Genomic DNA, 14,294 nt, shown 5'->3' with positions numbered 1-14,294 from the left:
TAATTCTTGCCAAGCGGTTATTTTTTTGTCAGGGTTTCCATTACCATGCGGCATGGTCCACCCCGCAGGGGAAGTGTGTGGATCGGGTTGCAGTCCCGCGTTTCGTGCCTGTTGCGGATGCCCTTTTCTTTCAAGGGCATATAAGGGCGAAACTGCGGGGAAAACACCCGGCGCGGAATGGGTCGGGGATTGTACACATCATTTTGTGGTAAGGAGGAATCCACATGTTTAAACGTCTTGCTCTGCTGACGGTTGCAGCCGTCATGATCCTTGCCTTCGGCACCAGCGCCGTGGCCAAGGACCTGATTGTCGGTGTGTCCTGGTCCAATTTCCAGGAAGAACGTTGGAAGACCGATGAAGCGGCCATCAAGGGCCAGCTCGAAAAAATGGGCGCCAAGTACATCATGGCCGACGCCCAGGCCTCCGCTGAAAAGCAGATCGCCGACATCGAGAACCTGATCGCCCGCGGCGCCAACGCCCTGATCGTGCTGGCCTGGGACGCCGATGCCGTCCTGCCCGCGGTCGCCAAGGCCGAGGCCGAAGGGTTGCCCGTGGTCGGCTACGACCGCCTCATCGAAAAAACCGGTGTCTTCTACCTGACCTTCGACAACAAGGAAGTGGGCCGCATGCAGGCCCGCGCCGTGTTCGCCGTGAAACCCGAAGGCAACTACGCCTTCATCAAGGGCGCGCCCACCGATCCCAACGCCGAATTCCTGTATGAAGGCCAGTTGGAAGTCCTGGACGAGGCCATCAAGGCCGGCAAGATCAAAAACGTGGCCGCACAGGGCACCGAAGGCTGGAAGCCCGAAGTCGCCCAGCGCAACATGGAACAGATCCTGACCGCCGCCAACAACAAGATCGACGCGGTCGTGGCCTCCAATGACGGCACCGCCGGCGGCGTCGTTGCCGCCCTGACCGCTCAGGGCATGGAAGGCATCACCCCGGTCTCCGGCCAGGACGGCGACCATGCCGCCCTGAACCGCGTTGCCCGCGGCACTCAGACCGTCTCCGTATGGAAAGACGCCCGCGAACTGGGCAAGGCTGCGGCAAAGATCGCCGTGGAACTGGCCAGCGGCAAGAAACCCGAAGGCACCATCAAGTGGTCCGGCGGCGCCAAGGGCATCGAGATGGACGCCATCCTTCTCGCCCCTGTCCCCGTCACCAAGGACAACCTGAACGTCGTCGTGGACGCAGGCTGGATCTCCAAGGACGTCCTCTGCCAGGGCGTCGAGGGCCAGTGCCCGTAGCCACCTGATCGGATAAGATTCAAGGGGACGCCCTCCGGGGCGTCCCCTTTCCATACCCGCCGGCCACTTCCCCGGGAGTCGGATTCGCGGTATGGTCATGGTACACGGTAACCTCTTCAGGACAGGCGGCCTATGAAACCCCAAGCACAAGAGAGCAAACTCTCCCTTTTCGAGCGGTTCTGCCACGAACTCGAAATCGACACCCGCATGCTCGCCATGATCGGCGCGCTGCTCGTCATCTGGATCACACTCAATATTTTCACCGACGGGATCTTCTTCACGGCCCGGAACATGTACAACCTGGCCGTGCAGACCTCTGTGGTCGGCATCATGGCCACGGGCATGGTGCTGGTCATCGTGGCCCGGCACATCGACCTCTCCGTGGGCTCGGTAATGGGCTTCACCGGCATGGCCATCGCCTTTCTGCAGGTCCACGTCTTCACACTGGGCGCGGCCTGGAACTGGCCGACCACGGTCCTTTGCGGCCTGCTCCTCGGCGCGCTGATCGGCCTGTGGCAGGGATGGTGGATCGCCTTTCGCGGCGTGCCCGCCTTCGTGGTCACCCTGGGCGGGCTCCTCGTCTTCCGCGGGGCGGCCTACCTGGTGACGGACGGCCGCACGGTCGCGCCCATGGACAAGACCTACCAGCTCCTGGGCGGCGGCATCGACGGCTCCATCGGGGCCACGGGCAGCTGGATTTTCGGCATCGTCTGCATCGCACTGCTCGTCATGGGCACCTTCAGGGGACGCTCACGGTGTCTGCGATACGGCTGCAAGCCCAAGGCATGGTGGGCGGAAATCCTGATCCTGACCGTGTCCATCGGCTTCATCTGCGGCTTCGTCATGGTCATGAACTCCTACTACAAGCCGCGCACCGAGATTCCGCGCGGCATCCCCATCCCGGTGCTCATCCTCATCGGCGTGGTCTTCGCCATGACCCTGCTGGCCAAGGTCACCAAGTTCGGCCGCTACGTGTTCGCCATCGGCGGCAACCCGGAGGCGGCGGAACTGTCCGGCATCAACGTGCCCCGCGTGACCATGTACATCTTCGGCGTCATGGGGCTGCTCTGCGGAGTGGCGGCGGTCATCACCACGGCCCGGCTCAACGCGGGCGCGAACTCCATGGGCATGATGGCCGAACTCAACGTCATCGCGGCGGCGGTCATCGGCGGCACATCCCTGGCGGGCGGCGTCGGTTCCATCGTCGGAGCCATCCTCGGCGCGCTGATCATGCAGTCGCTGGAGTCGGGCATGGTCCTGCTCGGCGTGTCCAGCGCCATGCGGCAGGTGGTCATCGGACTGGTCCTCATCGTGGCCGTCTGGTTCGACGTGGTCTACAACAAGAACAGGAGATAGGAGCGCATCATGGGTCAGACACCACTTGTTGAAATGCGCCACATATCCAAGCGATTCGGCGGCGTGCACGCGGTCAAGAACGTGACCATCGACCTCATGCCCGGCGAAGTGGTCGGCGTGGTGGGGCACAACGGCGCGGGCAAGACCGTGCTCATGAAGGCATTGTCCGGGGCCATTCCCGCCGACGAGGGCACCATCCTCATCAACGGCGAGAAGGCGATCATCAAGCAGCCGCGGGACGCGCGCAAGTACGGCATCGAGTGCATCTACCAGACCCTCGCCCTGTCGGACAACCTGGACGCACCGGCCAACCTCTTCCTGGGCCGCGAGTTGATGACCAAATACGGCACCCTCGACGACGACCGCATGGAGAACGAGGCGCGGGAGATCATCCACCGCCTCAACCCTAACTTCACCAACATCAAGGACCCGGTACGCAACATGTCCGGCGGCCAGCGCCAGTCCGTGGCCATTGCCCGGGCCATCTACTTCAACGCCAAGATACTGATCATGGACGAGCCCACGGCGGCATTGGGCCCGCACGAGACCGCCATGGTGGCCGAGCTGATCAAGCAGCTCAAGAGCGAGGGCATCGGCATCTTCCTCATCTCCCACGACCTGCACGACGTGTTCGACCTGGCCGACCGGATCTCCGTGATCAAGAACGGCAAGCTCGTGGGCACCCGGCGCACCTGCGACGTGACCAAGGACGAGGTCCTCGGCATGATCATCCTGGGCAAGAACCCGGAGCCGAAAGCCGCGTAACGCCTTGCGGCAAAGCCAAAAAAGGCCACCCCATTTCGGGGCGGCCTTTTTTGACGCCGGGCGCAGGGACGGTCATTCCAGCAGCAACAGCCGGACCGCCTCGATGCCGGACCATGTCTGGAACAGGGCCATGAGATAGAGGATGGCGTTGGCCGAACCGTGGGTCAGGGCCAGCCTCGGCCGCTTGCCGCTGGGTTTCTGCAGCATGTAGCCGGTGATCAGGCTGACCGCGAGAAACGGCAGCATGGCCAGGCCGATGGTGTAATGGGCCCCGGTCAGCCCAAGGGTCCCCCAGGACATCCGGGTGGCGTAAATGCCGAACACCAACCCCGCCAGCCAGAGCCAGACCGCGACCTTGCCCAGGAAGACGTGCCGTTTCCAGTTGAAGACCGCCTTCTTCCCGAGATGTTGGAAGCAGAACCGGCAGTATCCCATGTACAGGACATAGGTCCCCAGGAGCAGGGCCGCGGATTGCAGTATCGGGTGTATCCAGAGCATCATATCGGGCACCAACCTGTCATGTTCCGTTCATCAAAAGGGGCAGCAGCCCCATGGGCAACGACGCATGCATGGCCGCCGAAGCGAACCGCCAACGCCGGGTCACGGCGCAGCCCACGGCCAGTCCGCCGACCAGCATCATCCCGGGCGGCACCACAAGACGCAGGGCCCCGGCCCCGGCCAGCCAGGCCAGACAGCCAAGCCCCACGAAATACGCCCCCACCCAGACGCCCATGAGACGATGCCGGAAGCCTTCGGGCAGGGCCGCGTGGAGCAAGGCGAACCCGGCCCGCTCGTAATCCCGACGGTGCTTCTCGGCCAGCAGCCAGAAATGTGGCACCTGCCAGAGATAGAAGATGGTGGTCACCGACAGGATGCGCGGGTCGCCCGCACTCCCGCCAACGGCCAACCAGCCTGCAAGGGGCGGCACGGCCCCGGCGAATCCGCCCGCCAGCAGGGCCAGGGGGGTCACCGGCTTGAGCGGGGTGTAAATTCCATTGTAGACGAGAACGATCCCCAAACCAAGCGCCAGCAACGGCCAGCCGCCGGTTTGGAAAAACAGGCCCAATCCGGCCAGGGCCAGGGCGACGGCCAGGACGCCGCCCCTGCGCACCGGCATTTGCCCGCTTGCCAGCGGGCGGTCCATGGTCCGTTCCATGCGCCGGTCCCGATCGCGTTCCTGAACCTGATTCAGGACGGAGCAGCCGGAACAGAGCAGGAAAGCTCCCGCCGACGCGAACCAGGGCGCAAGCCCTCCGGTGCCGTGATAGAGCGCGCCGAACAGGGTCCCGGCGGCCACGGCCAGGCTGACGCGGGGTCGGATGAGCCGGATCAGGTCGTTGCTCACTGATCCCCTCCGGAACCGAGGGATTCAATGTACCGGATCAACCCTTCAAGCGTTTCCGGGGCCAGATCGTCATAGGCGGGCATCGCGTCTTCGAATCCTTCAGGGATAGTGTCCGAGGGGGCGATGATCGCCCGGCGCAAATAGTCCTCGTCCACGGCGACGGTCCGGGGATTGTTGCCGTCCGCGTCCGTGACCGTGCGCCGGGTCCCGAACAGGCCGAGGAAGGTCGGGCCCACGTCGTCCTCGCCCGTGGCGGTGTGGCAACCGAAGCACCCCTGCTCGTCGGCAAGGGTCTCGCCCGGATGCGGCGGGGCCGCCAGCGGATTGCCCGACTCGTCCAGGCCGAGCAGGTAATTGACGATGGCGTCGGCGTCCTCCTCGCTCAGGTCCCCCTCGTAGGGCGGCATCTCGTCGCCCCACCCCTCCACCATGGCGGCGCCGGGGTTGAGGATGGACGTCTTCAGATAGGCGGCGTTGGCCTTGAAGGTCCGGGCCGTGCCGTCAGGGAGGACCACGGGTCGGTCCGTGCCGCCGATGCCGTCGAGAGGCGGCGCCACGTCGGCGGTCCCGTCCATGGCATGGCAGTCAAAGCAACCGTATTCCTCCATCAGGGCCAGGCCGCGCGGCTTGCCGCCCGGTTCATCGGGCGTCCCTTCGAGCCAGCCGTCGAACTCCTCCTGGGTGACCACCTTGAGCAGGGTGATCATGTTCGCGTGCTTGAGGCCGCAGTATTCGGCACAGAAGATATCGAACTCGCCCTCCCTGTCGGACTGGAACCACGCCTCGGTGTCCATGCCGGGCACCAGGTCCCACTTGACGCGCATGGCCGGTATGTACAGGGAGTGGATGACGTCGCGGGAGGTCAGCTCCAACCGGATGGGCCGGTTCACGGGCACCACCAGCTCCGAAGATGTCTTGCCGTTCTCATAGGTGAACTTCCACGACCACATGCGCCCTTCAACGCCGACTACCATGGCGTTTTCCGGTATGGAGCGCATGGCCTGGAAGCTGGTCCAGCCGGTCCAGAACAGCCCCATGACGATGACCAGGGGCAACACCGTCCAGACCACTTCCAGCAGCACGCTGCCCTTGATGTCCGTGGCCACGGGGTTGCGCTTGTAGTGATAGCGCCACAGGAACCAGACCATGGCCACGGTCACGGCCAGCAGGACGAGCACGGCGAATCCGAAGATGATCAGGAACGCCTTGTCCACCTGTTGTGCTGCCGAGAATACCTGTGGATACATGGGCTTACCTGTACGCCGTGTCGAAAAAGGTGAGGCCTATGAAGATGGCCAGGATGACAAAGGCCGTGAGGACCATGAGCTTGAGCGTCAGGTTCTCGTACTTGAGGTGCATGAAGATGAAGACCACCAGGGACGCCTTGACCGAGGCCACGGACAGGGCGACGACCACGTTCAGGAAGCCGAGGTCGACCCCAGCCACCCAGACCGTGACCGCCGTGAGCGCCATGAGTGCGCCCCAGATTCCGACGAACACCCCGTAGCCGGGGCCGTGATGCCGTGTCTGTTCGTTCATGACAGCCCCCACTAGGTAATAAGGTAATAAAGCGGAAAAAGATAAATCCAGATCAGGTCCACCAGATGCCAGTACAGGCCTGCGTTTTCCAGGGCCACGAAATATTCCGGCGTGCACTTTTCCACCCTGATCTGCATCCACACCCAGCCGAAGACGGCCATGCCGATGACGACGTGCAGCCCGTGCAGCCCGGTCATGGTGTAGTACAGGGAGAAGAACGCCTGCTTTCCGGGAGCCCAGTCCGCAATGGCCGCCGAGCCGGGATAGATGCCCACGTGGAACTTGTGGGTCCACTCAAAGTACTTGATCACCAGGAAGCAGCAGGCCAGGAGCACGGTCAGGCCGATGAATATTTCGGCCAGCCTCCTGTCGCCCTTTTGCAGCGCGGTCACGGCCAGGGCCGCGAACAGGCTCGAGGTGATCAGCACCACGGTGTTGGTGGTGCCCATGGTCACGTCGAGCAGTTGGCTCGCCTCGTGGAATTCCTGCGGGAACCGTCCGAAGGTGACCGAAAACAGCACGAACAGCCCGCCGAAGAGCAGCACTTCCGTAAACAGGAAGAGCCACATGCCCATCTTGGCGCCATGGTAGTCCCTGTGCTCAGTCATGGTCCCGCACCTCGCCGAAGTCATAGGGGCCATGGGTGACCACGGGCTCCCTGTCGAAGTTGTGCGTGGGCGGCGGGGACGGCAGGGTCCATTCCAGGGTGGCCGCCTGCCACGGGTTGCGCTCGGCCTCGGGCCCCCTGTACCGGGAGCGGATCAGGTTGTAGATCATGAGCGCCAGGCCCGCGAAGGTGATCCACGAGCCGTAGGTGGAGTACTGGTGCAGCTCCGTGAACTGGGGCAGGTAGTCGTAGTAGCGGCGCGGCATTCCGGCCAGCCCCAGCAGATACATGGGAAAATACAGGCCGTTCAGGCCGATGACGAGCAGGACGGCGGCGATGGTCGCCTGTTTCCTGTCGTACATGCGGCCGTACATCTTGGGGAACCAGTAGTGGATGGCCGCGAACATGCCGAAACCCGTGCCGCCGAAGATGACGTAGTGGAAATGGCCGACCACGAAGTAGGTGTCGTGCACGTGCATGTCCGTGCCCGCGGAACCGAGAACCAGCCCGGTGATGCCGCCCATGGCGAACAGGAAGATGAAGCCCAGGGCGTAGATCAGCGGCGGCTCGGGCCGGATGGACCCCTTGTACATGGTGGACAGCCAGTTGAAGACCTTGACCGCCGATGGCACGGCCACGATGAAGGTCAGGAGCGAGAAGACCATGACCGCCGTGTCGGACATGCCGGAGACGAACATGTGGTGCGCCCAGACCAGGGACCCGGCAAAGGCGATGGCCAGGGACGAGCCCACGATGGTCTTGTAGCCGAAGATGGACTTGCGGCAGAAGACCGGGATGATGTCCGAGATCACGCCCATGGCGGGCAGGATCATGATGTACACCGCCGGGTGGGAGTAAATCCAGAACAGGTGCTGGTAGAGAATCGGGTCGCCGCCCCGGGCCGGGTCGAAGATGCCCATGCCCAGCATCCGCTCAAGGACGATGAGCACCACGGTGATGGACAGGATGGGCGTGGCCAGCACCTGAATCCAGGCCGTGGCGTACAGCGACCAGGCGAACAGGGTCAGCCGCGTCCACGTCAGCCCCGGCGCGCGCAGCCGGTGGATGGTGACGATGAAATTGAGCCCGGTCAGGATGGACGAGAAGCCGAGGATGAACACCCCGGCCACGGCCGCCGACACGTTGGTGGTCGTCTGGGCCGAAAACGGCACGTAGAAGGTCCAGCCCGTGTCCGGCGCGCCCCCGCCGGTGAACAGCGAGACCAGGGCCGTGCCCCCGCCGATGACGTAGAGCCAGAAGGAAAACATGTTCAGGCGCGGGAAGGCCACGTCCTCGGCCCCCAGCTGCAGGGGCAGGAAGATGTTGCCGAAGGCCGCCGGGATGGACGGGATGACCACCAGGAAGATCATGATCACACCGTGCAGGGTGAAGATGGCGTTGTAGGCCTGGGGGCCCACGAAGTCCTCGCCCGGGCGGAAGAGCTCGAGCCGGATGATCAGGCCGAGGAAGACGCCCACCGTGAAAAAGGCGAGCACGGACCACAGATAGAGCATGCCTATGCGCTTGTGGTCGATTGTGAACAGCCACTCGCGGACCCAGGACCTGTTGCCCGGAGTCATGAACCCGGCATCTACTGCCATCTACCGCTCCTTCTTCCTGCCTCCGAAAAACAACCAGGCCGCGAATATGACGATAAAGCCCAGAATGGAGTACCCCGAGACGCGCAGGATGTCGAAGACGTAGCGCCGTCCCTGGGGGTCGTAGTTGTAGCAGTAGGAAAGCAGCCGCTTGACCGACAGGCCGGTCTTGCCCTGGGCCGCTTCCATGCCCGCCATGGTGATGTCGAAAGGAAGGAAGGTGGTGCCGTAGAGGTAGCGGACCACCTTGCCGCCGGGTGCGACGGCGATGGCCGCCACGGGATGGGCCCACAGGCCGCCCTGCTTCTGCACGGTGTAGCCGATGGAATCCAGGGCGGCGTCGATGGCCTGCTCGTCGCCGGTGAGGAACGTCCACTGCTCCGGCGGGAACCCGTCCCCGGAAATGGCCGTGTAGTTGCGCTTGGCGCGGGCCGCGTCCTTGGGGGTCTCGCGCGGATCGAAGCTCAGGGAGACCACCCTGATCTCCTTGCCGGGCGTAAGCTTCACGTCAGGCAGGATGGAGGCCATGGACCCCTGGAGCATGTTGCAGACGTCCGGGCATCGGTAATAGATGGGCAAAAGGATCATCGGGATGTCGGCAAGCTCGCGCAGGTTGACGCGATTGCCTTCGGAGTCGGTGAACTCAACCGACGGGAGCAGGTTGCCGAGCTTTTCCTCGACGCCCACGGGCAGCCCCGCCTCCTCGGTCTCCTCCATCATCCGTTCATGGTCGTGATCCGCCTCGTCCATGGATTCCATGCCGGGCTCCGAATGATCCATGGTTCCGTCCATGGCCTCATGCGTCATGTCCCCCATTTGGGCGGACTCGCCCACGCCGACCGCCCAACCATGGGCGGCCAGCAGGGCGACAAGAACGGCAGATGCTATCAGCGCGCGCACGGCCGGTCCCTAGAGAGAACCGATGTGCGCGGCCAGGGCCTTGATCTCTTCGGCGGACAGCTTGGCCACCATGCGGGACATGAGCGCCTTTTTCTTCCCGCCGTAGGAGCCGTCGACATATCCGTTGAGCTTCATCTCGATTTCGTCGGCCGACTGACCCTTGAGCACCACGCCGCCTCCGGCATTGGACGATTCGCTTCCGTCCCGATGGCATTTGGCACAGCGGGTCTTGTACAGCCCGGCACCATCCACGGCAAAAGCCGCAGTCACGCCGAAACAGAGCACCAGGGTCAAAACAGCAAACACCTTTTTCATAATTCACCTCATAAGCTTGTCGTAGAGTTCGATTCCTGCCGACAGGATACGCCTAAACACGTTTTTTTGTAAACACCTGCAACTCTTCATGCCGTATTCCCCTCTCCGTTCCCATTATAATAGGTTACAATTCTCTGCCATGTTACAAGGTTGTATCTTTCATCGACAAACAGGGGACATTTATGAGCATCAAATGGAAACTGCTCCTCATGGTAGGCCTGCCTGTCTCGGCCATAATCATTATTTTTGTAATAGGCCTTTACAGCTTCGGCACCATCGACTCGAGTTCGACTGCGACGAACAGCCTGCACATGGACCGGGCGACGATGATCAATGCCGATCGCGACGCCTACCAGGCCCAGGTGGGGGTCATGAATGCCATGAACGCACCCTCCGTAAAAGCGCTGGAGGCATTCAAGGCCGATGTGAACGAAAACGTCCAGCAGACCCATGACCGCATCATCGGTCCCGGCGAAAACTTCACGAGCGACATGGCCGGGACCTTCGACGCATTCAAGTCCGCCTTCGAGACGTGGAAGACGAAAACGACGAACATCCTCAAGTTGACGGACGAAACCCTCGAAGCGAACCTGCTGGGCGCAGAAGAGGCCAAGGCCGCCCTGGCTTCCTTCGACGCCATGCGCAACGTCATCGACGAACTCGGGACCACCGCCGAGGACCGGCTTAAGAATCCGGGCCTGCCCATAGGGGAACGGATGGCCTACGAACAGGCCCTCGCCCTCATCCTCAACGCCGACCGTGACGCATACCAGGCATACGTGGCCCAGCTCCTCATCGCCCGGACCCGGGATATCGCCGAGGTCAAGGACCTCGCGGCATCCTTCAACGAGAACCTCAACCAGACCCGTGACCGGGTGACCGGGGGGGCCGACAAGCTCGCTGCCAGGGGAGCACAGCTCAAGGCGCAGTTTCTCGTCCAACTGGACGAATGGCAGCAGCACAGCCAGAAGGCTGTGGACCTGGCCACGGCCAACATCGAGAAGAACCTGCGGAAGGCCGAACTGTTTGTGCAGAGCGAAAAGGACTTCTCCACCATGCGCGGCACCATCGACGAACTCGGCAACATGGAGTTGACCCGCGTGGAAGAGAGGGTGGCCTCCATGAACGAGACCATCAGCTTCACCATATGGCTCTATGCCGCCATTTCCGCCATCTTCACCCTGGCCGCCGTCATCGTCGCCTGGCTGTTCTCCGTCAAACTGGCAGCAGTGATCAAACGGGCCGCCGACGTGGTCACCTCCCTAGCCCGGGGCGACTTCAACGTGGGGCTTGATGTCCGGCGCAACGACGAGATCGGCCAGATGTCGAACGCCATTTCCGGCATGATCAGCAAGCTCCGGTCCATAGTCATGGAAGTCCAGACCGCCACGGGCAACGTGGCCTCGGGCAGCCAGGAACTGGCCGGTTCCTCTGAATCCCTGAGCCAGGGAGCGACCGAGCAGGCGTCCTCCGTGGAAGAGGTCTCCTCGGCCATGGAGCAGATCACCGCCTCCATCAGCCAGAACGCGGACAGTTCCGCGAAGACCGAATCCATCGCCCGCCAGACCGCAGACGAGGCGCGCAAGGGCGGAGAGGCCGTGCAGCAGACCGTCACGGCCATGACCCAGATCGCCGAAAAGATTTCCATCATCGAGGAGATCGCCCGGCAGACCAACCTCCTGGCCCTCAATGCCGCCATCGAGGCCGCCCGGGCCGGAGAGCAGGGCAAGGGCTTCGCGGTCGTCGCCGCCGAGGTGCGGAAGCTGGCCGAACGAAGCGGCACCGCCGCCGCCGAAATCGGGGAGCTGTCTTCCTCTTCGGTTGCGGTCGCCACCAAGGCGGGCGAGCTGCTCAACTCCATCGTGCCCAGCATCGAAAACACCGCCGAAATGGTACAGGATATCTCCGCCGCCAGTTCCGAGCAGAACACAGGGGCTTCGGAGATCAACACCGCCCTCCAGCAACTCGACACCGTGGTCCAGGCAAACGCCGGAGTGTCCGAAGAAATCGCCTCCACGGCGGAAGAGCTGTCGGCACAGGCCGAGCAGCTGGAAAGCACCATGGCCTTCTTCCGCCTCGGAGACGGTCACGCCCCTGCGACCCGGACCGTGACCCGGAAACCCGCAAAGATGCTCGCTGCCGCCGAGCCGGAGGAAGGCATGACCCTCGACATGGACGACGGGGACGACGCCTTCGAGCGGTTCTGATCCTACCCTATCCAATACACACAGGGCGGCCCCGTTCGGGCCGCCCTTTTTCGTGTTCCCGCCCCCAAGAAAGCCCCTCCTCGATACCAGGAATTATGGATTTTCCCCTTCGAATTTACTCCATTAATAATTGAGTCGGCTGCGGCCATACGAATGGAAATCCACTTTGGTCACAAAAATAAACACAGCAATTAAAGACTGTTGGTAACTTTTTTTAGCTTTTTTTGATGGCACGCCACTTGCTTGTTTTCAGGGCAGCTATGGTGCCCGTTGCACCGTCACAGGAGTACACGATGCAAAGTTCACGCAACAACCGGAAAAGACGCGGAATGGCCGCGGTGGAGATGGCGCTGGTGCTGCCCATATTCATGCTGCTCCTGACGGGCATCATGGATGCCTCCAGGCTCTACTGGACGCGAAGCGTGGTCCGGGACGCCGCCTTTGAAGGCGCGCGCATGGCCATTCTGCACGAACCCACCGTCGAACAGGTGAAGACCGTGGTGGCCGAGGAACTCGCCGCCGCAGGGCTCGGCACGCTATCCGAAGTCACGGTCGGCGACCGCGAGCCGGAACAGCCGGTGGACGTCACGGTCACCGTACCGTTCGAGTTCTATGTCCTGGGAAACATCGTCCCCTCCCTCGGGGGGAACAAGCCGATTTCGGCCACGGCCGTCATGACGCACGAGAGATAGCCATGAGAAAGAACGACCAGACCAGAAACGGCAGCGCCGTCATCGAGTTCGCCCTGCTCATGTCCATGCTGCTGGTCCCGCTGCTGGCAGGGGTATGGGACGCGGCCCGGCTCATCGACATGAACCAGGTGCTCACCCGGGCCGCGCGCGAAGGCGTGGTCCTGGCCTCGCGTGGCGACGACCCGGTGACCCGGGTGCTCGACTATGTCCGCGCCGAAGGCCTGACAACCGACAACTTGACGGTCACCGTCGAGCACGGAGTAGAAGAGCCGGGCTTCGGCCAGGAGGTCTCGATCGCCCTCAGTTACAATTTCACAGACAGCACGGTTTATCCCTGGGAGCGCCTCCTGCCCAACGGGATGGGCGTCGTTGCCTATGCCAAGATGGAGTAATCCCGCCATGACACATATCCGAAATCTCTTCGCCGACCGGAACGGATCGGCCACCGTCATGGTCAGCCTGAGCCTGGCGGCCCTGATGGGACTGACCGCCCTGGCCGTTGACCTGGGGCGGGCCTACCTCAAGCACAGCGCCCTCCAGACAGCCGCCGACGCGGGAGCGCTGGCCGGGGCCAATTCGCTGCTGGCCGAAGGCAGGGACTTTGCAAAGCTCCGGGCCATCGTCACCCGGTATGCCGCCCGGAACCTCCAGGACGCGGACGTGCCCGGCGTCGCCCTGCAGGATACGGACATCGTCTTCCTCAAGGACGGCGTCCCGGACGAGGAAAACCCCAACCAGGTGGAAGTGACCGTCACCCTCAGCGGTGAGCGCGAAAACGCCTTCCCGCTCTATTTCGGCAAGGCCGTAAACGTTCCCGCCATGGACATCTCGGCGGTCTCCCGCGCAGGCATTGTGGGCATCTGCTCATCCAAGTGCGTCAAGCCCTTCGTGGTGCCCACCAAGTTCACCTGGGACGACGAGGCCGCACCCGGCACAAAGTACTACCGGAACGGCGAGCTGGATATCGAGAGCCTGCAGGAGTTGGACAGCGTGGTGGTCCAGGGATACTCCCAGGAGGACGTGGGCACCCGGATCATCATCAAGCCCGGCGACCCGAGCCTGGCCATCGCCCCGGGCCAGTACAACCTGGTGGACCTGCCCCCCCTGAACAAGGGAGTTCCCACCACCGGCGCGGCCATGGTCAAGGAGAACATCGAAGGATGCACCGGCTCCAACAGCGAAGCCACCGTGGAACCCGGCGACGAGCTGCTCATAGAGCCGGGCAATTCCGCCGGACCGGTCAAGGCCGGGGCAAACACCCTCATCGGCATGGACCCCTATGCCCGCTGGGACACCTCCACCAACTCCGTGGAAGGAAGCTCCTACCCCGACCCCCTGGACAGCCCCAGGGTCATCATCATCTCGTTCTACGATCCGCGCGACCCGCCATCCGGAGGGAGAAACTCCCTCATCATCTACGAACTGGGCGCGTTTTTCATCGAAGACGTGGACAGCACGGGCAACGTTTCCGCGCGGTTCATGAACACCCTGGCCGTGGAGCCGGACCCGACCGACAGCACCGAATGCCTGCTGCGCATGAGCCGGATTCTGCTCGACTCGAGCCGGATGTAACCAGCACGCGCACGCATCCATCCGCACGGCGCCGCCCTCCACCCGGGCGGCGCCTTTTTTCCTTCCGCCCGGCAGCCGACTTCATCCTGAACAAAACATACCTATCCGGTCTGGAATACCCATTTATCTGTGAAAAATATGGACTATTTCC

15 protein-coding genes are annotated in these 14,294 nt (G+C 63.0%); 7 read left to right on the top strand and 8 right to left on the bottom strand.

Features of this window, described 5'->3' with window-relative positions; translation table 11 throughout:
- The first annotated feature begins 224 nt into the window (after positions 1-224).
- The 3 genes from xylF (at position 225) to OO730_RS12845 (ending at position 3,368) form a co-directional block, all read left to right on the top strand.
- Positions 225-1,247, top strand: coding sequence for a D-xylose ABC transporter substrate-binding protein (gene xylF, locus OO730_RS12855; RefSeq protein WP_264981873.1), 1,023 nt, complete (start codon positions 225-227; stop codon positions 1,245-1,247).
- A 132-nt stretch (positions 1,248-1,379) separates the two neighbouring features.
- Entirely contained in the window at positions 1,380-2,603 is a 1,224-nt protein-coding gene (locus OO730_RS12850; RefSeq protein WP_264981872.1) for a sugar ABC transporter permease, read from the top strand.
- Positions 2,604-2,612: 9 nt separating this feature from the next.
- Positions 2,613-3,368 (top strand): ATP-binding cassette domain-containing protein, encoded by a 756-nt coding sequence (locus tag OO730_RS12845; RefSeq protein ID WP_264981871.1) that lies wholly within the window; start codon positions 2,613-2,615, stop codon positions 3,366-3,368.
- A gap of 72 nt (positions 3,369-3,440) precedes the next feature.
- On the opposite strand, the gene OO730_RS12840 is transcribed toward OO730_RS12845, so the two are convergent.
- From OO730_RS12840 to OO730_RS12805, 8 genes are read right to left on the bottom strand one after another with little or no spacing between them, the layout of a single operon-like run.
- Positions 3,441-3,869, bottom strand: coding sequence for a DUF4079 family protein (locus tag OO730_RS12840; RefSeq protein WP_264981870.1), 429 nt, complete (start codon positions 3,867-3,869; stop codon positions 3,441-3,443).
- Positions 3,870-3,885: 16 nt separating this feature from the next.
- Positions 3,886-4,713, bottom strand: a complete 828-nt coding sequence (locus OO730_RS12835; RefSeq protein ID WP_264981869.1) for a UbiA family prenyltransferase — start codon at positions 4,711-4,713, stop codon at positions 3,886-3,888.
- The gene (gene coxB, locus OO730_RS12830; RefSeq protein WP_264981868.1) at positions 4,710-5,960 is read right to left on the bottom strand and encodes a cytochrome c oxidase subunit II; all 1,251 of its coding nucleotides are present in this window, start codon (positions 5,958-5,960) and stop codon (positions 4,710-4,712) included. Before coxB ends, OO730_RS12835 begins: the two co-directional genes overlap by 4 nt.
- Before the next feature lie 4 nt (positions 5,961-5,964).
- Entirely contained in the window at positions 5,965-6,252 is a 288-nt protein-coding gene (locus tag OO730_RS12825; protein ID WP_264981867.1) for a cytochrome C oxidase subunit IV family protein, read from the bottom strand.
- Positions 6,253-6,263: 11 nt separating this feature from the next.
- Positions 6,264-6,860 carry a cytochrome c oxidase subunit 3 family protein gene (locus OO730_RS12820; RefSeq protein WP_264981866.1) on the bottom strand — a complete coding sequence of 199 codons (597 nt, stop codon included), beginning with the start codon at positions 6,858-6,860 and terminating at the stop codon, positions 6,264-6,266.
- On the bottom strand, positions 6,853-8,460 hold the full coding sequence (ctaD, locus tag OO730_RS12815; protein WP_264981865.1) for a cytochrome c oxidase subunit I: 1,608 nt from the start codon (positions 8,458-8,460) through the stop codon (positions 6,853-6,855). Before ctaD ends, OO730_RS12820 begins: the two co-directional genes overlap by 8 nt.
- Positions 8,461-9,357: an SCO family protein gene (locus OO730_RS12810; RefSeq protein ID WP_264981864.1), complete on the bottom strand. Its 897-nt coding sequence runs from the start codon at positions 9,355-9,357 to the stop codon at positions 8,461-8,463.
- A gap of 9 nt (positions 9,358-9,366) precedes the next feature.
- The gene (locus tag OO730_RS12805) at positions 9,367-9,672 is read right to left on the bottom strand and encodes a c-type cytochrome (RefSeq protein ID WP_264981863.1); all 306 of its coding nucleotides are present in this window, start codon (positions 9,670-9,672) and stop codon (positions 9,367-9,369) included.
- Between the two features lie 182 nt (positions 9,673-9,854).
- Between OO730_RS12805 and OO730_RS12800 the strand changes: the two genes are divergently transcribed.
- The 4 genes from OO730_RS12800 (at position 9,855) to OO730_RS12785 (ending at position 14,143) form a co-directional block, all read left to right on the top strand.
- A complete protein-coding gene (locus OO730_RS12800; protein WP_264981862.1) occupies positions 9,855-11,879 on the top strand; it encodes a HAMP domain-containing methyl-accepting chemotaxis protein in 2,025 nt (674 codons plus the stop codon).
- A 293-nt stretch (positions 11,880-12,172) separates the two neighbouring features.
- Positions 12,173-12,571, top strand: coding sequence for a TadE family protein (locus OO730_RS12795; protein ID WP_264981861.1), 399 nt, complete (start codon positions 12,173-12,175; stop codon positions 12,569-12,571).
- 2 nt (positions 12,572-12,573) lie between these two features.
- A complete protein-coding gene (locus OO730_RS12790) occupies positions 12,574-12,963 on the top strand; it encodes a TadE family protein (RefSeq protein WP_264981860.1) in 390 nt (129 codons plus the stop codon).
- A 7-nt stretch (positions 12,964-12,970) separates the two neighbouring features.
- Complete coding sequence (locus tag OO730_RS12785) at positions 12,971-14,143, top strand: Tad domain-containing protein (RefSeq protein ID WP_264981859.1); 1,173 nt, start codon at positions 12,971-12,973, stop codon at positions 14,141-14,143.
- Positions 14,144-14,294: the final 151 nt, after the last annotated feature.

It is taken from the genome of Pseudodesulfovibrio portus, from assembly GCF_026000375.1.
GTDB lineage: Bacteria > Desulfobacterota > Desulfovibrionia > Desulfovibrionales > Desulfovibrionaceae > Pseudodesulfovibrio > Pseudodesulfovibrio portus.
This window is presented reverse-complemented; position numbering and strand designations above follow the sequence as displayed.

Coding starts and splice junctions, on each gene's coding strand:
- OO730_RS12820 (WP_264981866.1), bottom strand. CDS start 6,860: ATGACTGAGCACAGGGACTACCATGGCGCCAAGATGGGCATGTGGCTC.
- OO730_RS12790 (WP_264981860.1), top strand. CDS start 12,574: ATGAGAAAGAACGACCAGACCAGAAACGGCAGCGCCGTCATCGAGTTC.
- xylF (WP_264981873.1), top strand. CDS start 225: ATGTTTAAACGTCTTGCTCTGCTGACGGTTGCAGCCGTCATGATCCTT.
- coxB (WP_264981868.1), bottom strand. CDS start 5,960: ATGTATCCACAGGTATTCTCGGCAGCACAACAGGTGGACAAGGCGTTC.
- OO730_RS12825 (WP_264981867.1), bottom strand. CDS start 6,252: ATGAACGAACAGACACGGCATCACGGCCCCGGCTACGGGGTGTTCGTC.
- OO730_RS12785 (WP_264981859.1), top strand. CDS start 12,971: ATGACACATATCCGAAATCTCTTCGCCGACCGGAACGGATCGGCCACC.
- OO730_RS12850 (WP_264981872.1), top strand. CDS start 1,380: ATGAAACCCCAAGCACAAGAGAGCAAACTCTCCCTTTTCGAGCGGTTC.
- ctaD (WP_264981865.1), bottom strand. CDS start 8,460: ATGGCAGTAGATGCCGGGTTCATGACTCCGGGCAACAGGTCCTGGGTC.
- OO730_RS12840 (WP_264981870.1), bottom strand. CDS start 3,869: ATGATGCTCTGGATACACCCGATACTGCAATCCGCGGCCCTGCTCCTG.
- OO730_RS12795 (WP_264981861.1), top strand. CDS start 12,173: ATGCAAAGTTCACGCAACAACCGGAAAAGACGCGGAATGGCCGCGGTG.
- OO730_RS12845 (WP_264981871.1), top strand. CDS start 2,613: ATGGGTCAGACACCACTTGTTGAAATGCGCCACATATCCAAGCGATTC.
- OO730_RS12805 (WP_264981863.1), bottom strand. CDS start 9,672: ATGAAAAAGGTGTTTGCTGTTTTGACCCTGGTGCTCTGTTTCGGCGTG.
- OO730_RS12800 (WP_264981862.1), top strand. CDS start 9,855: ATGAGCATCAAATGGAAACTGCTCCTCATGGTAGGCCTGCCTGTCTCG.